We start from the raw sequence: 19,158 nt of genomic DNA, 5'->3' as shown, positions 1-19,158 counted from the left end.
ATCTCAGTTGGCAGCCGCTTCGCGTGAAACGACGGAAAGGGTCGGATGGTGATCGCCGCCACCAAGCGCTTTGGCGGGCAGAAGCTCGAACAGATCGGCGACGGCGCGCTCAATGCGCGCTTCGACGGCCGGGTTTGAAAGCGTGTATCCGGTAAAATCCGCCTCGACGGCATAAACCGTGGTCGGCACGGTGACAGCACCGAAGAAGCCAAACAGCGGACGGAACTGGTGTTCCAGCATCAGGCCATGCAGCGGCGAGCCGCCGGTCGCGGCAAGGATCACGCGTCGACCCTGCAGGGCACGGAAATCGACGAGATCGAATAAATGCTTGAGCGCGCCCGTATAGGAGGCGCGATAGACCGGCGAACCGACGACGAGCACATCGGCAGCCTCCACGGCATCGACAATCGCACGCCCGGCCTCGTCGAGCTCATCTGCGCGCAATGCCCGAAATAGAACCGGCGCGGCATCGGCAAGATCGATGAGGTCGGTTTCAACCTTCGCCGTCCGCCCGATCGCGGCAACAATTCGTTCAACGACATGCGCCGTGCGGGATGGCCGCTTCACACTACCGGAAATGCCAAGGATCTTCATATCCGTTCGCCCTTCTTTTGTGTGTATTTTCTATGTTTTTAATAGGCTATCAAAGACGCTCATTCCAAAAGCCGCATATTTTGAGAAATGCTTTCGCGTATTTGGGCCGAAGCGCCGACTGTTTCACACGGGGCAAGGCGGTCGCTGCAAGCGCCGAAGCGGAAAGCCGCTCATGCCCCGGCCGAGCGGATATTGCCCAAAAGCAGGACACCGGGGATATCAGATCCCCGGTGCCAATATTTAGAGCGATGCTTTCAGCGCCTCAACCGAGCGCGCCGTAAAGGCAGGGCAAGGATCAAAACTCCTCCCAGTTGTCGGGGGCGGTTTTCAACGCGGCATTCCCTGAAAACGCCGCCCTTATCCTGCCGCCAAGCGCACGCGCGGGAGAGGCTGCGGGCCTGTCGGCGACCGATGCCGTGCGCACGGGCGCGGAGGCCTCGCCATAACCGCCTTCGGACAGTTTGAACTGCGCGATCAGCCCGTTCAGCGAAGACGCCTCGCGTGCAAGCCCGTGGCTGGCGGCGGTGCTTTCCTCCACCATGGCGGCGTTCTTCTGGGTGTCCTGATCCATCTGGTTCACGGCCGTATTGATCTGCTGAAGACCGGAGGATTGCTCCTGTGCCGATTCCGCAATGGCCGCAACGTGCCGGTTGATTTCCTGCACCTCTGTTACGATCAGTTCCAGCGCCTTGCCGGTTTCACCAACCAGCTGCACGCCCTGCTGAACCTGACCGTTGGAAGTCGTGATCAGGTTCTTGATCTCCTTGGCCGCACCGGCAGAGCGTTGCGCCAGTTCGCGAACCTCCTGCGCAACAACGGCAAAGCCCTTGCCCGCCTCACCCGCACGGGCAGCTTCCACGCCCGCATTCAGCGCCAGAAGGTTGGTCTGGAATGCGATCTCGTCGATCACGCCGATAATGTTGGAAATCTCATTGGCGGATGTCGCGATCTGCTCCATTGCAGCGACAGCCTGCTGCACCACCTCTCCGGATTTTTCAGCGCCGACTTTTGCGCGGCCGACGAGTTGACCCGCTTCCTGCGCCCGCTTCGTGGCGTCCTTCACCGTCGTGGTGATCTCTTCCAGCGCAGCCGCAGTCTCTTCAACGGCGGCAGCCTGCTGCTCCGTGCGTCTCGCCAGATCGTCCGCCGCAGACCTTATCTCATTGGCGCCGGCATCGATGCCGCGCGCGTTCTGCGCCACCTGGCTCAAGGTCGACTGCAACTGTTCCGCAGCCCGGTTGAAATCGCCGCGGATACCGTCAAGACCGGAGACGAACGGCTGAACGATCCGGTAAGTAACGTCGCCCTGGGCGATCTTTGAAAGGGCCGTGGCAAGATTGTCGACGGCAAACTGTACGTCGGCAGCTTCCCTGGCCTTCTGTTTCTCGCGCTCGATCCGGTCTTTTTCGGAAGTCGACCGGTTGGCCTCCGTTTCATTCTCAAGCCGGAGGCGTTCGATTGCGCTTTCGCGAAACGCCTGAACCGCAGCGGCCATCTGGCCGACTTCATCCCTGCGATCCATTCCGGAAATTTCACTTGCCGTATCACCGGCCGCGAGCGATTCCATACGCGCGCGAAGCCGCGCAATCGGGGTGGTGATGCCCCGGGAGGAAATGAGCAGGCCAAGTGCGATCACGGCCAGCGAAACGAGCGCGAGCGTAATCAGGCCCGTCCAGATCGTCGTATTGGTGCTGGCTGTAAGGCGTTCTCTCCCCTCATTCATCACCTGGATGAGCTGCTCATTGCCGGCGCTGATCTTTGGCGAGACTTCGGCAATTTTCCGAAGCACGTTGAGCGCCATCTGCTGCGCTTCGGCGCGTTGCCCTGCCTGCATGAGGGCGATGACCTGATTGCCGATCTCCTCGACTTCGACGACACCCTTGAGGATATCGCGGGCGGCATCCGTGCGCGCCGGCACCAGTTCCATGATCTTGTTCTGGCGTTCCTCGAGCTGCTTACGGTCGGCTCGGAAGGTTTTGACGGCAGCTTCGAAATCAGCGCTGGCCGGGTCGTTAAGGCTGGCGCGAAGCATCTGCATGCCAAGTGCATTGAGGTTTCCGCTGGTTCTGGCGTTCAGAACCGCAGCAAGGGCCTCATGGCCGATGAAATCGCTATAGACGCTGTCGGTGCCTTTATATTGCAGGCTGACGTAGCTTATTCCGGAAAGCGACATCAGGCTCATCAACGAGATGACAAAAACGACCTTCGTTTTTATCTTGGTATTGTTCAGGAAAGACATGAATGGCCTCAAGGCAAGCACTCCTCCAGCCGCCCTCTCAGGAGGCCGGGGAATATATAATGAAACATCGCGGGTAGCTGTTGCCCCTCCTCATAGGGCGACAAGCGGATGCCTTTTTCGAGCCGCCGTCGGGCAGGTCGTCATGGGTCCGCTTGTTCTACCGGCTCCGCCGATGAAACCTTGGAACCTGCGTATTTTAGATTTCACAAAATCACTAAATGAAGTGTTACCCGGGATAGGCAAGTGCTGACAATTCGCCGCGCCGCAGACCGGTTCGAGCATCGTTTTCAAGCCTGGCAGCGGCCGGCGCCGCTATGCCGGAAACCCGTAACCTACGCGACAGCGGCGGTGCCCGCTCGGGCAATCAGGCTATCGCGCCTGCAATGGGCCGGGACTGGATCGTTCGGCCCAATCAAACGAAGCTGCAGATGAAGATGTAGCCGCACCTGCAAACGCTCAAACAGCCGCTTGCAGGCGGAAGCGTTCCTGTCCTCCTCGCCGGTCAAATTGCCGACGAGGCGCATGAACCAGCCGTCATAGGCCTGCACATAAAGGAACCAGCGTGTCGGGTCCGGCGCACCGGGCGGCGTGTCGCGGCAGAGCCAGATGGCGTGCGCATGCTGAAACAGCGGATGAAGCGTGCCTTGCAGCAAGGTGAGTTCGGATGCTTCCAACCCGTGAGGATGGAGACCGGTATGGTTGGCGGCGGATCGGACGGCATCTTCGCTCGTCCATAGGCGGTCGGCGATCTGCCGATGCTGCTCCGCCATCGGCCTGTCTCCCACCCGCAGGCAGAGTTCGCAGAGATGGCGATGGAGCCGATACCTGGAGAAAGAGGGATTTTGGCCGATACGGTGCCACAAAGACATTGCTCCGTGTATGTCTCCGGCTTTCTCCATATCCTCTGCCCGTAGCTGTAGAAGCGTCGCCTCTTCAGGTGAATACCGCAATCCTTCCGCGATCGCCTCGGCGCGCAGCATGCCTGACGGATCGAATTTCTCTGAAAGCAGCGCCAGTTGCAGCCAGTCCTGCTCGTCGAACATCTGTTGTTCGCGACGCTGCAGGAGCCTTGAGAAGTCGCTGCGCTGACGGATATGCCAGTCTTTTGCGTCCTGCCAGCCTCGTGCGGCATTGTCGCGCCAGTCTGCATCAAGCCGTGCCGTGATGCCGGGGGCTTCTTCCCCCAACCATTCCGTGGCAGCGGAAGTCTCTTCGAGACGCCAGGGCAGATGATCGGGAAGCGGGCCTGCCGGATCAAACCCCGTCGCGGCAATGCGCTCCGACAAAACGGGATGGGTGCTATGACTATCCGGTTTCTGGCAGAGGTCTTCATGCAGCCAGACGGCCGCCTGTGCGCCATCTCGCGGGCGGCTGTTCTCCGGCTCCGCCAACATCAGGGCAAAGGGTCGCGCCTGGGCGATGTCATCCTTGTCTGCCCCAGCAAACATATCCGGCCAGAATTGGCTGGACAGGGCTCTTTGCCGCAATGTGAGAGCAATTTCCGTCTCAAATGCGATGTCGGCGCCGCAAACCGTGATCGCCCGCGCATCGGCAACCGCCTCGCAGCGACGGGAAAACTCCAGCGTCTCGCGCATCATGCGCGGTACATACCAGGCAAGAAACAATCTGAGCGGCGCGGTGACCAGCCGATGATTGCGCTCATGCAATTTACCGAGCGCCGCCCAGCGTTGGCGAGCCACATGGGCCCAGCGCGCGAAATGACCGTGCAACCGGGAAATATGGGCGTATTCATGCGCGATGACGGCCGCGGCCTGCCGTCCCGTCAACAGGGCGAGAAGCGGCAGGCCGAGCACCAGAACATGCCTCGGCTGGCCGCCACGGGAGCCCGTCTGATAGATGGACGCGTTAAGCTCGGCATTGATATAGACGGCCGTGAAGGCTGGCGCATCGCAGGCGAGGCGCAGCCGTTCAAGCTCTTCGGCAAGGGCGGGAACCCTGTCGGCCTCCAGCAATATTCCATCCGAAACCGGTGGGGGCGGCACTGCCGCATAGGCTCGCAGGACCAACAGCCCGTAAAAGACCCATGACAGCGCCGGCAAAGCAAGAAGCACCAGCAGAAGCCGCGAAGGCACCAGCAACACAAGCAAAAGAGGCGACAGGATCAGCACAAGGCCGCTGGCCAACAAGAACATGTCGCCAAAAGCGAGCCAGACCAGGGCTCGCCATCTGCCTTCGCGCGATGACTGGAGGGGGCTCGCCATGCCGACGCTTATTTCGGTGGGAGATGGTCGCTTGAAAGTTTCTTGCCGAGGAAGAAGGCCTTCAACGCCCGCCCGGCCATCTGCAATCCGCTCGATCCATAAACTTGCGTTTCCATCCACTCCAGTGACGAATGATCGGGGAAGAGTTCCTTGTAACGGTCGAACCATTGCATGGCGATAAACTCGCTTTTGGGAACGCCATCGCCGTATTTATAGGCGAGAACGACCTGACCATAAGCCTCTCCGGCAATGTGGTCGTCATGATAGTCGATGAGGGATTTCATATTGGTGACGGCCTGCTGTTTTTCCTCCGCAGTGCCGTGCCGGCGATCAACGCTCGCCAGTCGAATGAGGGACATATCCACGCCGCCTTCCATCGCGCCACGGTAATATTCCTGAACCCGTTCGAAATTTTCCCGGAGCGACAGATCGAGATTGTCGACATTTTCCAGCCGCCAGGCATAGTTATAAAGTGCGACCGGTTCACCCTCCTCGACTGCCTGCTGAAGCCAGCGACCCGCTTCGTCGCCGTCGAGCAGTTGCGGGTCTGTATCGGGCCGGAATCCCGTTGCGATGTCATACATGCTTGCCGCGGCCGAATAAACGCGCCGTTCAGCGAATGCGCGGGTCAACCAGGCCGACTCCTGCTGGAAACCTCCATCCCAGATCATCCGGCAGGCATGCATCGGCGTGAACTCATCGGGCTCGTAGAGCGGTTCGAGTTGCGCGACCCGGTCGACCAGCTCCGTGGCGATGGCCGGGTTCGCCTCTATTCCCCACATGCCGAACTGCCAGGCAAATGCCGCCATTGTCAGCATGGTTGGCTCATCAAAACGACGGACGGCCGTTTGCAGCACGTTTGCATAGGCACCGTCATGATCCTCGAAATGCTGGATCAGCATCAGATTGGTGAAGTCCCGGAACGGGCCGTCAATGGCCGGATAGGTTCCCGGCGCCTTGCAGTAACGGATGGATTCGACATGGCGCTGGTGCGCCAGTTTTTCGTCCTGGAGAGAATAATGGGTGAAATTGGCGTATTTTCCGAGGGAAACGAAACGAAGGCGATCGGTGAGATCCCGCGCCAGCCAACTCTTGAAAATCCTCTCACGGGCGGCAATTTCGCGGGTATCGCCGGGCTCGGGATAATCGGGGATGGTCAATGCATCCTGCACCCCCGACCAGCGCACGGAATTGCGCTCCTGTTCGCTCAGTGCGGAACATAAGGGGCCTTTGGCGAATTTTTCGACCTCGCCATCATCGCCACCCCATCGCGAGCTCAAATATTGCGCGTAAGAAACCAGGATTTCCGGCCACCGGGGCCGAAGCGAAAGGCAGTAACGCAACCAGTAATAGCCGGGATTTTGGGCGTCCCCCCGCTGCAGGGGCGGAAGCGAGGCAGGAAGCGTCGCCGTTATGATACCGGGCGGCGTCAATCCGTGTCTGGCAAGCCGAGCGCATGCGGCTTCGTAAAGCTCCGGTTCCAACTCATCGCGAGCTATCGTCTTTTCAACCGGCGTGCCCAGAAACAGCGCATCGACGAAATCCGGCTGACCGAGATACTGGCTCATCTCCATCATGGTTTCCGCGGCAAGAGCAGGCCGCGCGGAAAGGGCCATCGCCTTCAGCAAATGCTCTGCCGCAATTATGCAGGCCATGTGGGCGGCGGCCCACTGGTCTTCCCCAACATCCGATGCCCAGGTCGCCGTTCGGATGTCGCAGGCCCGGCGGAAACAATAGTGACCGGCGACCTGCCTTGCATGATACGAAGCCGGGTATGCCTGCCTCCAGGCATCGAGCAGTTCCAGTCTGAGGGCCGCATCCACGCTCGCGCTGTCGAACAGGCCCGTGTCTGTCGAAAGGTGGATATAGTGATCGTCCGCCAGATCGTCGGACTGCCACCATGCCGCCTCAAGCGCCGCGAGTATACGCTCGACCTCGTCGAAGCGCCGTTCAAGCATCGCCTTTCGCAATTCATCCCGCTGACGGAATCTGCCCCATTGCGGGCCATCCAGTGGCAGGGGCGACGAACTTGTGACTGTTTTCATGAATGGCTCCTCAGCGGATACGTCCTTCCTTGGAGCACCAAAGAACCCCCTGTGTCGAGATATGGAAGGAGACTTTTCCCGGCACTTTTACAAATCTCACCGCCAGGAACACAACACTGCACCGGCACTCAATCAGCAAAAGCCACGAGCCCCACGCCTCGCTTCGCAGCCCGTTCCAGGAGATCGCGCATCGAATTGAACGCGGCCAGCGCGTGTTCGTTACCTTCAAGAACATCTTCGTTTGCCATGAGAATGTTCAGCAATATCACGACCTGCGCGGGTTCAAGCAGCGTATCTTCGAAATATCTGAGATCGGCGCCGGCCTGCCGGGCCTTGTCGAACAGGGCCGCAAGTAAACGGTGCGCATCAAGATCGATGGAGCCGGCGAGTTCCAGGCAGCCCGGGTCCGAGGGTATGACGGTGGTGTCGAAATCAGCGTAGTAGATGTCCAGCATGTGCAATTTGTCCAACGAATGAAGGATTTGGACGTCCCCATTTCGCTTGCAAGGCTCAGCCATTTAAAAAGGGGCGATCACGGACCGCCCCAACGGAAATAGTCTTGTTTCAGTCCGCTTACGCGGGACGCTCCTCGCCTGCATTGGGTCGCCAGGTAATCAACCTCTTCTCCGCAAAATCCAGAATGAGGTCAATAACAAGAACGAAGACCGCCAGGATGATGATGCCCGCGAAGACGCCGACCGCGTCGAAGTTGCCTTCCGAACGGGCGATCAGATAACCGAGGCCGGCGGAAGCTCCCAGATATTCACCGATGATTGCGCCAACCACTGCAAATCCGACGGAGGTGCGCAGGGACGACAGAATCCAGCTCGCCGCAGCCGGGAAATAGACGTGACGCAGCAGATCCGAACGCTTGGCGCCCAGAATGCGGGTATTGGAAAGCACGACCGGGTTCACTTCGCGCACGCCCTGCATGGCATTGAAGAAGGTGACGAAGAAGACGAGCGTAACCGCAAGCGCAACCTTCGACCACAGGCCAAGACCGAGCCAGAGCACGAAGATCGGGGCCAGAACGACACGCGGAATGGCGTTCACGGCCTTGATGAACGGATCGAGCACCCGAGCGACAAAGGGGCTGAGGCCCAGCCAGACGCCGGCGCCGACGCCGAGACCTGTACCTATGAGATAGCCCAGCACCGTTTCGCTCAGCGTGATGCCGACATGCTTGTAAAAACCGGCATCGGCAACCCAGTCAATCACCTGTTTGACGATGTCATAGGGTGCCGGAAAGAAGAAGCGGTCGATAGCGCCCGAGGTCACACCGAGCTGCCACCCGCCCAAAAGCACGACCAGAAGAGCGATCTGGATGATACGAACATTAACGGCTTGCATAGCTTTTCTCCACTTCGCCACGCAGGGACGCCCATATATCGCGATAGAGCGTCATGAATTTTGGATCGAGTTTGATTTCCGCGACGTTGCGGGGCCGCTCGAGATCGACAGGGAAGCTCTCGATGACGCGGCTCTTCGGGCCTGCAGCGAGAACGACAACCCGGTCTCCGAGCGCAATCGCCTCTTCCAGATCATGGGTGATCATGACCACCGCACGGCGATCCTCCTGCCACAGGCGCAGTAACTCGTTCTGCATGAGGTGGCGGGTGTGGATATCCAATGCAGAGAAGGGTTCATCCATCAGGATGACCTTCGGCTCGGTGATAAGCGCCTGCGCCATCTGCACGCGTTTGCGCTGTCCGCCGGAGAGCTGATGCGGAAAGCGGTCTCCGAAGCCCTTGAGGCCGACCTTTTCAAGCCAGGCCTGAACCTTGGCGCGCCGCTCATTTTCGGGAACGCCCCGGAACATCAAGCCAAGCTCGACATTCTGAAACGCTGTCTTCCAGGGAAGAAGCGCGTCCTGCTGGAACAGATATCCGATGTTGTTCTGTACGCCCTTGACGAGCGAACCGTCGATGGAAACCCTGCCCTGCGCTGGCTTCAACAGGCCCGCAATCGCGTTGAGAATGGTGGACTTTCCGCATCCCGTCGGCCCAACGATGGAGAGAAACTCGCCATCGCCGACCTTGAGATTGACGTTTTGCACGGCAACGAACGAACCGAACGCCATGGTCACGTCGTCGATTGCCACCATCGGCTGGGGTTCGAGTTCCGTCACGGGTTCTAGCTTTCTGGCTGGCGAAGACATGGCGGCCTCTCAGTTTGCGGCCTTCGAGGCCGCGGCCTCGACGAACTTGTTGGTGTAGGTGGTGTTGAGATCGATCGTCGCCTTGGCGACCGCATCATTGAAGCTTTTCAGAACGGCGAGCGGCGTTTCGAGATCGGCAGGCTCAAACTTGCCATCTTCGGAGAAGATCGCCTTGGCCGCTTCAACGGCCTTGATGTAGGTCTGCTTGTCGCCGGACACGAAATCATCGGGAAGCTTTGCGACGATTTCCTCCGCAGAATGCTGCTTCATCCAGTGCAGCGCCCGAACCGTCGCATTGGTGACCTTCTGGATCACTTCGGGATTGGCGTTGATATAGTCCTGCGTGGCGTAAAGGACCGAGGTGGGATAGATGCCGCCATAGACATCCCTGGCGCCCTGATCGCTACGGGCATCGATGAGGATCTTGCCCAGCCCGCGCTCCACGACGATGGTTGCGGCAGGGTCGTAATTGACGAGCAGATCGATCTTGCCCTGCTGCAGGGCTGCAACGGCCGCAGCGCCCGAACCGACACCGATGATGGAGATGTCATTGTCGCTGAGATTATGCTGCTTCATGTAGTAGCGAATGAAGAAGTCCGAAGAGGAGCCGGGCGACGTGATGCCGACCTTCTTGCCCTTGATCGTCTCAGGCTTGGCCGGGTCGAAATCCGTGTCGTTCTTGCCGGCGAGAACCAGGCCCGAGTTGCGGGCAAGCTGCACGAAGCCGACCACGTGCTTGTTCTGCGACTGCATCTGGATCGTATGATCGTAGAAGCCTACGGCAACGTCCGTGGAACCGGCAACAAGCGCCTGCAGAACCTTCGATCCGCCCTGGGCAAAGTTCTCGGTCGTTACATCAAGGCCCTCCTCCTTGTAGAAGCCAAGGCTCGCCGCCACGGGGAAAGGCAGGTTGTTGAGGTTGTACGAGCCAACGCTCATCCTGACGGATTCGGCATTGGCAGATGCCGCCAGCGCACAGAGCGCCGCGGTTGCAAGCAGATATTTACGCATATGGGTCTCCTCCCGGTTTGACTATATTTTGCGCCACTATGGCCGCGTCTAGGCTGCGTCTTCAATCGCAGCGGTTGGTTTGGCGAAGGCGAAGCCTTCGAAAAGCCTGCGCGCCGTTCTCACGAGTCCGGCCGTTATTGCGCCGTTTCGCATCTCCAGCTGCACATCGAGGCAGCCTGCGGGATGTTCGATGCGGATCTGGGTCGGCACCGAAAGGCCTCCGGCCGCATCATAAGCGATGGAGCCTTTGGTGACAGCCGCGGTTGCGATGCCAACGGCACCGGTCGTCGCCAGTGCAGGATGACACTCGTTGGGCATGAAATACCGTACCGAAAGAGTGCCGCCTCTGCGGGCAGGTGCAATGAGCACCGGTTTCGGAATGACCATGTCTTTCACATCACCCATTCCCATCAACTTTCCGGCCTCGATGCGGATGCGGGTCATCCGTGCGATGAGATCCTTGTGAGCGCTCAGGGTTTGCGGATCCTCGTACCCCGTCACGCCGAGATCGGCTGCGCGGATGAGAACCATCGGAATGGCGCAGTCTATGGCCGTCACGTTGACGCCATCGATCAGATCGACCGGCTTTCCGGTGGGCAGAAGCTTGCCGGTTTTCGCACCTGCCGCATCCATGAATGTCAATGCGATGGGCGCCGCCAGACCCGGAACTCCGTCGATCGAGGCGTCGCCGAGATAAATAACCTCGCGGCCGCGTGTCGGAACCTTCGCCTCGATCAGCTTGCCGGTATTCACGTTATGGATTCGCACAAGAGTATCCTTGCCCTGCGCTTCGACAAGCCCCGCTTCGATGGCAAAGGGCCCGACGGCGGCCAGCATATTTCCGCAGTTTGGCGAATAGTCGACATACTGCCTGTCGGTGCGAACCTGTGCGAACAGATAGTCGATGTCAGCGCCCCTGACCGTGGAAGGGCCGATAATCGCAACTTTGGACGTGACCGGATTGCCCCCGCCAATGCCGTCGATCTGCAACGGATGGCCAGATCCCATGATGGAAAGAAGGGCCGCGTCCCGGTCTGCTCGATCACGGGGAAGATCGGATGCGAGAAAGAACGGTCCACGCGACGTTCCACCGCGCATCAGCACACAGGGTATCTTCAGCAGATCGTTCATGGGTTGCCTCAATATTGCATTTGTCGGATCAATGCGCCGTGTTGTTGCAATATGAGCAAAAGAGTCTAATCTGTTAAATGCAATGTTTTGGAGTTTTATTGCGTTATGAGCATCAATTGTGAAATTCTGGATTTGCGGGCGTTTCAAGCGGTGGTTGAACTGGCCAGTTTCCACAGGGCCGCCGAGGCGCTGCATATCTCGCAACCGGCGCTTACCCGCCGTATCCAGAAGCTGGAGCAGGCCATCGGCGCGCCACTTCTGGAAAGAACGACGCGCCACGTTGCCCCCACCGCCATGGGACAGGAAGTCATGCCGCTCGTTCGGCGCATGCTCGAGGAATTTGACGGATCGCTTTTTGCCATGAAGGACGGCGCGCAACGGCGCGGGCTTATCACCATGGCCTGCGTTCCCACCGCCGCCTTTTACTTTCTTCCCACCGTCATCAAGACCTTCAGCCAGCAACATCCCCATATAAGGCTGCGGATCAGGGATCTGACAGCCAATGAGGGTCTGCAGGCGGTCGCCAGAGGCGAGGTGGAATTCGGCATCAACCTGATGGGCAATTCCGATCCCGAGCTTTCATTCGAGCCGCTCATCGATGACCCCTTCGTGCTGGCGATGAGGAAAGACCACCCTCTGGCAGCCTTCGAGACAATCGAGTGGAACCAGTTGGAGGCCTATCCGCTGGTCGTCGTGGACCGCTCGAGCGGCAACAGGACGCTTCTCGACAGCGCGCTTGCACGGCACAATCTAAAATTGAACTGGTTTTATGAGGTGACGCATCTCAACACGTCGCTCGGTCTGGTCGAAGCCGGACTTGGCATTTCCGTCCTGCCGCGGCTGGCAACGCCGCAGGACGATCACCCATTCCTCATCACCCGGCCAATCGTCAACCCGGTGGTCTCCCGTACGATAGGCATCGTGCAAAGGCGAAGCAGCGCTCTTTCCCCAGCCGCCGAAAAATTTGTGCGGATGCTGCTCGAGACCTGGAAAACACAGTGATCGCTTGAGAGAGATGCTTCTAGGGCCGCCGCCGCCGCAAGCCGCAGATGCCCGGTAAACAGTTCAGACCTGCAGGTTCGCTCGAATGAAAAAACCTGCACCGGAGCCTACGCACGGGCCTCGATATCCAGCACCAGCTTTTTCAGCAGCGCCGCGAGGGTATCTCGCTCGTCCGGAGTGAGGCCCTGCAGAAAACTCAGTTCGCTTTTCATGTCCTGGCGAAACGCCTTTTCCGCCAGCTCTATGCCGGCCGGCATGAGGCACACAACGACGCTGCGCCCATCGAGCTTCGATTTTCTGCGCTCGATGAGGCCGGCCTTTTCCAATCGATCAAGCCGGTGCGTCAGGCCGCCTGAGGAGAGCATCAGCGTCGTATACATTTCCGTCGGCGTCAGCTGGTAGGGTGGTCCGGACCGGCGCAATGTCGCGATGACATCGAACTCGCCGCGGTCGAGACCGAAGACGGCAAATGTCTCTTCGATTGATGGCGCGAGAAGGTTGCTGAGCCGTTTGGCGCGCCCGAAGATGGCCATCGGTTCCGTGTCGATATCACGCAGTTCCCGCGCCCACTGGGCACGGAGACGGTCGACATGATCTTCCCTGTCAGCTTCCATCGTCCGATCCGTCGTTGTGTCCGGCATCGCCTGCTTCATCTCATCACCCCATCAGCACTTCGAAAACCATATACGGCTTTGCCTGCTCCGTGAATATATCTTTGCGAGAAGATAGTTTTGTCTCAGGGAGGAGACCAGATGTTTTCCATTCGCCGTCATCAGGAACCGAATCCGGGCCAGAGCCGGACGGTGCGTTATGAAGGATGCGAATACGGAAGCGCCGTATCCATCTTTCTCGTCAATGCCGATCCGGGTCGCGGCCCTGATCTGCATGTTCACCCCTATGCCGAAACCTGGGTGGTGCGCAAAGGCGAGGCCGAGTTCACAATCGGCGATCAGCGGGCGCGCGGCTCGTCGGGAGACATCGTCGTTGGGCCTGCCAATATCCCCCATCGCTTCGAAAATATCGGCACTGACCGGCTGGAGATCAAGCAATGCAGCAATGTCGGTATAGGCGGCGTCGACGCCGAGTTTTTCCGCAAGACCTGCTGCCGCACCCGGTGCGGGATCGGCAAACCGCGTGAGCAGCGCAAGCGCCCTCGCCTCTGCTTCGATCTTCTTTTCCCCTCTAACTTTCATCGGCGCGAGGATAAGATTGCCGATTATGTTGAGATGTTGAAACAGCGTATAGTGTTGGAATACTATGCCAATCGATCGCCGGACCTTCGGATCGATCGATGTCTTGCCGTTGCCATCGGCAGAAATGTAAGGTTTGCCGCCGAAGACGACCGATCCACTGTCGATCTGTTCCAACCCCATCAGCACACGTAGGAGGGTCGACTTGCCTCCACCCGACGGGCCGATGACGACAACGCGGTCTCCGGCCTTCATCTCGATATTCAGGCCCTGCAGCACCTTGATGACGCCGCCGTAACTCTTGTGAAGGCCTTCTACTCTAACAAGCGGTTCGATACCCGGCATAGTCTGCGCTCTCCTCCTTGGGCAGGATGCGGGGCCACTAACGGACGGCCCCGGCATTGCTTACTTGCCGGCCTTGAGGACCTGGTCGACGGCATTGCGGATCAATTCATCGATATGACCGGTCGCCACGCGCTCCTCGAGGAAGATGTTGACGACCTCGACATCGGCTGCCGAAAGCTGATGCGGCAGACCGAAGGCGACGCCTTGCTTGGCAAGCGCTGGCGCCGGGTTGAGGGCGACGGCCCAATCCGGGTTCGACTGGGTAAAAAGCTGGTTGGTATCGGAGGCATCGACCAGGATGTCCGCTCGCCGGGAAACAACCGCAAGGCGCGTCTCGTCATTGGTCGGCAGGCGAAGAACTGTTGCGCTCTTTACCGCGGCCGAGATCGCCTTGTCCTGCGCGGAGCCGGACATAACAGCGAGCGTGACATCCGCCTTGTCAATATCAGCAACCGAAGTCGCGCCGGCCGGGATTTTCGGGTTCCCCTTGTTGTAGGCGAGGGATATCTGATACTCCATCGCGGGGATGGAGAATTGTACCGCCATGGCACGGGCGGGAGTGCGATTCAACGCCAGCGACACGTCCCATTTGCCGGCCTGAAGGCCCGCCACGATGTTGTCCCAGGTTGTGTCGACGAATTCGGGCTTCACCTGAAGGGCCTCAGCGAATTCACGGCACAGATCCGCGAAGAAGCCGGAGTATTCGCCGCTTGCCGGGTCGCGCATCACGTAAGGCGGGGCAACGGCGGCGCCGCAGCGCAAATTTCCATTCTTCTGGACGGTCTGCCAGTATCCCTGGGCCGTCTGCGCCGATGCAGTCGTTGCGGAAAAGCCGGCCATCAAGGCAAGTGTGACCGTCGCCCGCAATGCGGGCGTCATCATTCTTGAAAACATGTGCATTCCCCAGTTTTTAGCGCTGAAAGCGCGGTTTCCACTCATCGACCCGGAGTTCAAATTGATTTTCTTGTCGTCTCCGTGTCGACTAAGATAGCTATGTCGTCTCGGTGTCGACAAAGTCAAGCGGAAAGTTTACGATTGCTGCGTGCCAATTTTTCTGGCCCAATGACCGGAGAGATGGAAAGGGACGTAAGTGTCTGACGAAATTGAAATGAAACGGGTGCGCGGCACGGGCTGGAAAAGCGTCTATGATACGCTGCGCAATGAAATTCTTGCTTTGACCCTGCCACCGGGTCAGCTGCTTGATGAAATGACGCTTGCCGAACGCTTTGACATGTCGCGTTCTCCTGTGCGCGAAGCTTTGATACGGCTCGCGGGCGAGGATCTGGTAGTTACACTTTCCAACCGCAGCACCATCGTCGCCCCCATCGAAGTGGCGAGTTTCCCAAAATACGTCGAGGCGCTCGACATCGCCCAGCGCATGAACACACGGCTCGCCGCGGCGTTGCGCACCGAAGCGGACCTGAAGATCATTGCGAAGCGCCAGAAGGAGTTCGAGATTGCGGTGAAAACCGGCAGCCACCTGAAAATGTCGGAGGCCAACAAGCAGTTTCATATGGCAGTCGCTTATGCTGGCAAGAACGCTTATCTCGCGTCCTTCTACGAGCGGCTGTTGAACCAGGGGCAGCGCATGCTCCACCTGCATTTTGAGTATCTGGAACGCACTGGCGACGGTTATCTGCTTACGGATGAACACGCGCTCATGCTTGACGCGATCCGGGCGAAGAATGTTGAGCTGGCTGACGAATTGGCTCACGCCCATACGCGACAGTTTCAGGACAATTTCATCAATTTCCTACGCGAAAACTATGTGAACGACGTCTCGCTTAGCTCCAGGCTTGCTGCGGAGTGAGTGTGCCACTGCCCAGAAAATAGGGCAGGTTTCATCATAAATGTTAAGGCTTGCCATCACTTCCCGAAACCGTTTTGCGATCCATTCAACGATGCCAACACCGGGGAACACTTTCCAACAGACACCATTTGAGTTTCTGATTGTCACCTTAAAGATCGCGGCGAACCATCGACTGTGAGGCCAATAATTTAGCGGACCAGCTTAAATTGAGCTGGAGTGCCCCATTTTGCCAAACAGTTCATCTATTCACCGACCATCAGATAAGCGGCACGAGCTATATCAGCCGTCCCAGCATTCAGGCCCTGCCGGCGCGATACGGGAAGCAGGATATCGATACCGTTCTCTGTGTCACTGTTGACCGCATCTCGCGCGAAGCCGAGCATGGCAACGGCTTCCTCAAGCGATTAAAGTTCGAGGACATCGAACTCTGGACCGTCCATGGGGGGAACAGCCGTTACCGACATCGAGATGAGCCTGCGCGTCAACTCGAGCCAGGAGTTGATCGAGCAGATCAGGTACCGCACACGCGAAGGCATGGAGACCGCCGTTCGCAAAGGCAAGGCTACCACCTGCCTCGCTTATGGCTATAAAATCAAAACTCGAATACAATGACAATGGCGACCGCATTCCAGGCCTGCGCGAGATCGGCCCTGCCCAGGCCGAGATTGTACGCTGGATCTTCGAACAATATGCCAATGGGTCAGCCCCGGCGGCGATCGCCCTGAACCTCAATGAGCGCCGCGTTCCGGCGCCGCAGGAGAACTATTGGCGTGACGACACCATCCGCGGAGATGGCAAACGCCGTAGCGGCATCCTCCACAACGAACTCTATATCGGCCGGCTTGTCTGGAACCGCCGCCAGTATCGCAAGAACCCGGATACCGGGCGCCGGGCTGCCCGGCATGATTCCGATGATCAATGGGTGGTCAACGAGAATGCCAACCTCAGGATCATCAGCGATGCACTCTTAGCGCGCGTGAAGGCCAGACAGGCGGAAGTGGGCGAACTGTTTACCCACACGACGACGAACCGCCTCAATGCATCGCACCGGCCAAGCTACAGGCTCAGCGGCATTCTCGAAAGCACCGAATGTGGCGGTCCTTACACCATTCTGGCAAAGACCGGTACAGCTGCACAAATCACAAGAAGCAGGTCCCGATAGACGATTTCAACGGTGCCTGCTGTCAGAACCAGAAGACCATTCTCCGTGCCAATCTGGAGGAGCGTGTGATCGCACGCCTACCTTCAACCCTTCTGTACCTCGACATTCTCGACAAGGTGGTAGCGGAGGTACTTCAGCGTCAAAAGGCAAAGCTTGAAGCGCAACCGTCACAGGCCGAGCAACTGAATGCCGACTTGAAGAAGGCCGAACTGACGGCAAAGCTCGCAACGCTGACGACTGTCGAGCCGGACATCACCGTGCGTCCTGTCGAGCTGCGCAAACAAATCAATCCGGAGGCGGTTCGGCAAATCATGGCGCTCGTCCTGTTTTATATGCGCGGCGGTATGGATACGGACACGATACAGCCACTCATTGCCATCACCCGTCGCTTTATTCAGAAGGTGGTGATCTGCAAGACCCCGGGTCACCAGCCGGCTACCCTCGAAGTTCACGGCCTGATCTCATCCATCCTCGCGCAAATGGAGGTGCTGGACTTCATGGAACGGTACTTTGTCGCCGAGATGTATCCGGATTTCATCGAGAAGCTGGAGGCTGGTGAACTCAACACTGCGCAGAAACAAAAAAAGCTCCTCGACGCTTACGCGGAGGAGCTTTCTGTTAAACGACTTGAATGGTCAAATATTCAAGTTTCGTTGGTTGCGGGGGCAGGATTTGAACCTGCGGCCTTCAGGTTATGAGCCTGACGAGCTACCGGGCTGCTCCACCCCGCGTTATCCGGTTTTGCGTCTGCAAAATAGGTTTGGTTTTATTATAGCATAAAGGCCGCATTTGCGGCCTTTTGATTTGGGCTTTGTGGCCCTTTTGTGAGTGAGAAGATTTTGTGTTGCGTTTTGCAGACCTGGCAGCGACCTACTCTCCCGCGTCTTGAGACGAAGTACCATTGGCGCTGGGGCGTTTCACGGCCGTGTTCGGAATGGGAACGGGTGCAGCCGCCCCGCGATAACCACCAGGTCGGCAAAACGCAACATATGTTCATGCGGGACGCATGAACATATGTTGCTCTTTATTGGATTGGCATGCCTTATCCCGTTCGCTTGTCGCTCACGGGGGACGCCAATCGGCCATACGGTCACCTCTGATATGAGGGACCAGGTGGCCAAAGCAACCTAGTTCATGTTTTCACATGACTGTTGTTCGAGAAGCTGGAGAGCCAAGGCTCTATTTAATTTACACGTCTTTCTCTGACTTGTCCGTTTGCCTGCCTTGCTCGAGATCGAGCTAGGCAGCCATACAGGACGCTAGTCCGTCGCCAATCGTTTGGCGCGCCGTCCGCAGGGCCTTTGGCCCGTGAGGACAGAAGATGATGTCATCAAGCTTGGCTTGATGAACATATTCAATGGGAACGAAGAAGTCGATCGAGCTATTAGTAACGGTAAGCTTCACACATTGCTGTGCTTCCACACCCGTCCTATCGACGTGGTCGTCTTCCACGGCTCTGATAGGGAACACTCGTTTTCAGGTTGGTTTCCCGCTTAGATGCCTTCAGCGGTTATCCATTCCGTATATAGCTACTCTGCTATGCCCTTGGCAGGACAACAGATCCACCAGAGATACGTCCATCCCGGTCCTCTCGTACTAGGGACAGATCCTGTCAATATTCCTACACCCACGGCAGATAGGGACCGAACTGTCTCACGACGTTCTGAACCCAACTCACGTACCGCTTTAAATGGCGAACAGCCATACCCTTGGGACCTGCTCCAGCCCCAGGATGCGATGAGTCGACATCGAGGTGCCAAACAACCCCGTCGATATGGACTCTTGGGGGTCATCAGCCTGTTATCCCCGGCGTACCTTTTATCCGTTGAGCGATGGCCCTTCCACACGGGACCACCGGATCACTATGACCGACTTTCGTCTCTGCTCGACTTGTCAGTCTCGCAGTCAGGCTAGCTTATGCCATTGCACTCGACGACCGATTTCCGACCGGTCTGAGCTAACCATCGCGCGCCTCCGTTACTCTTTCGGAGGCGACCGCCCCAGTCAAACTACCCACCATACACTGTCCCGGATCCGGATAACGGACCGCGGTTAGACATCCACGAAGATAAGGGTGGTATTTCAAGGATGGCTCCACAGAAACTGGCGTCCCTGCTTCAAAGCCTACCACCTATCCTACACATGCCTTGGCGAATGCCAGTGTAAAGCTATAGTAAAGGTGCACGGGGTCTTTCCGTCTGACCGCAGGAACCCCGCATCTTCACGGGGAATTCAATTTCACTGAGTCT

Annotated in this window: 16 protein-coding genes, 1 tRNA gene, 2 rRNA genes and 2 pseudogenes (1 of these 21 cut by a window edge); 5 read left to right on the top strand and 16 right to left on the bottom strand. The window is 58.2% G+C overall.

The genetic code is table 11. The features are described 5' to 3' along the window. Nucleotides 1-3: 3 nt before the first annotated feature. From msuE to FGF54_RS20435, 9 genes are all read right to left on the bottom strand, one after another. A complete protein-coding gene (msuE, locus tag FGF54_RS20475; RefSeq protein WP_080853938.1) occupies nucleotides 4-594 on the bottom strand; it encodes an FMN reductase in 591 nt (196 codons plus the stop codon). Nucleotides 595-889: 295 nt separating this feature from the next. Further along, a complete protein-coding gene (locus FGF54_RS20470; protein ID WP_142780940.1) occupies nucleotides 890-2,833 on the bottom strand; it encodes a methyl-accepting chemotaxis protein in 1,944 nt (647 codons plus the stop codon). 332 nt (nucleotides 2,834-3,165) lie between these two features. After that, nucleotides 3,166-4,986, bottom strand: coding sequence for a M48 family metallopeptidase (locus FGF54_RS20465; RefSeq protein WP_246667004.1), 1,821 nt, complete (start codon nucleotides 4,984-4,986; stop codon nucleotides 3,166-3,168). A gap of 77 nt (nucleotides 4,987-5,063) precedes the next feature. After that, a complete protein-coding gene (locus tag FGF54_RS20460) occupies nucleotides 5,064-7,100 on the bottom strand; it encodes a DUF4034 domain-containing protein (protein WP_142780938.1) in 2,037 nt (678 codons plus the stop codon). A 128-nt stretch (nucleotides 7,101-7,228) separates the two neighbouring features. Next, a complete protein-coding gene (locus FGF54_RS20455) occupies nucleotides 7,229-7,555 on the bottom strand; it encodes a hypothetical protein (RefSeq protein WP_142780937.1) in 327 nt (108 codons plus the stop codon). A 118-nt stretch (nucleotides 7,556-7,673) separates the two neighbouring features. Then, the gene (locus FGF54_RS20450) at nucleotides 7,674-8,450 is read right to left on the bottom strand and encodes an ABC transporter permease (protein ID WP_003523941.1); all 777 of its coding nucleotides are present in this window, start codon (nucleotides 8,448-8,450) and stop codon (nucleotides 7,674-7,676) included. After that, nucleotides 8,437-9,258 carry an ABC transporter ATP-binding protein gene (locus tag FGF54_RS20445; protein WP_080707329.1) on the bottom strand — a complete coding sequence of 274 codons (822 nt, stop codon included), beginning with the start codon at nucleotides 9,256-9,258 and terminating at the stop codon, nucleotides 8,437-8,439. Before FGF54_RS20445 ends, FGF54_RS20450 begins: the two co-directional genes overlap by 14 nt. Nucleotides 9,259-9,267: 9 nt before the next feature. After that, nucleotides 9,268-10,269, bottom strand: a complete 1,002-nt coding sequence (locus FGF54_RS20440; RefSeq protein ID WP_003523942.1) for an ABC transporter substrate-binding protein — start codon at nucleotides 10,267-10,269, stop codon at nucleotides 9,268-9,270. A gap of 48 nt (nucleotides 10,270-10,317) precedes the next feature. Next, complete coding sequence (locus FGF54_RS20435) at nucleotides 10,318-11,400, bottom strand: 4-oxalomesaconate tautomerase (RefSeq protein WP_142780936.1); 1,083 nt, start codon at nucleotides 11,398-11,400, stop codon at nucleotides 10,318-10,320. A 105-nt stretch (nucleotides 11,401-11,505) separates the two neighbouring features. Here FGF54_RS20435 and FGF54_RS20430 point away from each other — a divergent pair, with 105 nt between their 5' ends. After that, nucleotides 11,506-12,402 carry a LysR family transcriptional regulator gene (locus tag FGF54_RS20430; RefSeq protein WP_142780935.1) on the top strand — a complete coding sequence of 299 codons (897 nt, stop codon included), beginning with the start codon at nucleotides 11,506-11,508 and terminating at the stop codon, nucleotides 12,400-12,402. Between the two features lie 107 nt (nucleotides 12,403-12,509). On the opposite strand, the gene FGF54_RS20425 is transcribed toward FGF54_RS20430, so the two are convergent. Continuing rightward, complete coding sequence (locus FGF54_RS20425; protein WP_142780934.1) at nucleotides 12,510-13,055, bottom strand: MarR family winged helix-turn-helix transcriptional regulator; 546 nt, start codon at nucleotides 13,053-13,055, stop codon at nucleotides 12,510-12,512. 99 nt (nucleotides 13,056-13,154) lie between these two features. Between FGF54_RS20425 and FGF54_RS20420 the strand changes: the two are divergent. Further along, a pseudogene (locus FGF54_RS20420) lies at nucleotides 13,155-13,382 on the top strand (cupin domain-containing protein); the annotation flags it as partial. 140 nt (nucleotides 13,383-13,522) lie between these two features. Here FGF54_RS20420 and FGF54_RS20415 read toward each other — a convergent pair. Together FGF54_RS20415 and FGF54_RS20410 are read right to left on the bottom strand one after the other, a co-directional pair. After that, a pseudogene (locus tag FGF54_RS20415) lies at nucleotides 13,523-13,937 on the bottom strand (ATP-binding cassette domain-containing protein); the annotation flags it as partial. 60 nt (nucleotides 13,938-13,997) lie between these two features. Next, complete coding sequence (locus tag FGF54_RS20410) at nucleotides 13,998-14,831, bottom strand: ABC transporter substrate-binding protein (protein ID WP_142781593.1); 834 nt, start codon at nucleotides 14,829-14,831, stop codon at nucleotides 13,998-14,000. Between the two features lie 196 nt (nucleotides 14,832-15,027). Between FGF54_RS20410 and FGF54_RS20405 the strand changes: the two genes are divergently transcribed. From FGF54_RS20405 to FGF54_RS20395, 3 genes are all read left to right on the top strand, one after another. Then, nucleotides 15,028-15,747 carry a GntR family transcriptional regulator gene (locus FGF54_RS20405; RefSeq protein ID WP_142780933.1) on the top strand — a complete coding sequence of 240 codons (720 nt, stop codon included), beginning with the start codon at nucleotides 15,028-15,030 and terminating at the stop codon, nucleotides 15,745-15,747. 206 nt (nucleotides 15,748-15,953) lie between these two features. After that, complete coding sequence (locus tag FGF54_RS20400) at nucleotides 15,954-16,337, top strand: recombinase family protein (protein WP_168208200.1); 384 nt, start codon at nucleotides 15,954-15,956, stop codon at nucleotides 16,335-16,337. Beyond that, entirely contained in the window at nucleotides 16,328-16,909 is a 582-nt protein-coding gene (locus FGF54_RS20395) for a recombinase family protein (protein WP_142780932.1), read from the top strand. The genes FGF54_RS20400 and FGF54_RS20395 overlap by 10 nt, the downstream gene beginning before the upstream one ends. 167 nt (nucleotides 16,910-17,076) lie before the next feature. On the opposite strand, the gene FGF54_RS20390 is transcribed toward FGF54_RS20395, so the two are convergent. From FGF54_RS20390 to FGF54_RS20370, 4 genes are all read right to left on the bottom strand, one after another. Continuing rightward, a complete protein-coding gene (locus FGF54_RS20390) occupies nucleotides 17,077-17,361 on the bottom strand; it encodes a hypothetical protein (protein ID WP_142780931.1) in 285 nt (94 codons plus the stop codon). Nucleotides 17,362-17,563: 202 nt separating this feature from the next. Beyond that, nucleotides 17,564-17,640: transfer RNA gene (locus FGF54_RS20380), tRNA-Met, on the bottom strand. 126 nt (nucleotides 17,641-17,766) lie between these two features. Beyond that, nucleotides 17,767-17,881: ribosomal RNA gene (gene rrf, locus FGF54_RS20375) — 5S ribosomal RNA — on the bottom strand. Between the two features lie 391 nt (nucleotides 17,882-18,272). Continuing rightward, a 23S ribosomal RNA gene (locus tag FGF54_RS20370) occupies nucleotides 18,273-19,158 on the bottom strand (it continues 1,911 nt past the right edge of the window).

Origin of the sequence: Agrobacterium sp. T29, assembly GCF_006970545.1 — a bacterium.
GTDB lineage: Bacteria > Pseudomonadota > Alphaproteobacteria > Rhizobiales > Rhizobiaceae > Agrobacterium > Agrobacterium leguminum.
The sequence above is the reverse complement of the archived record's forward strand: the minus strand, read 5'-3'. Positions and strand labels throughout refer to the sequence as shown.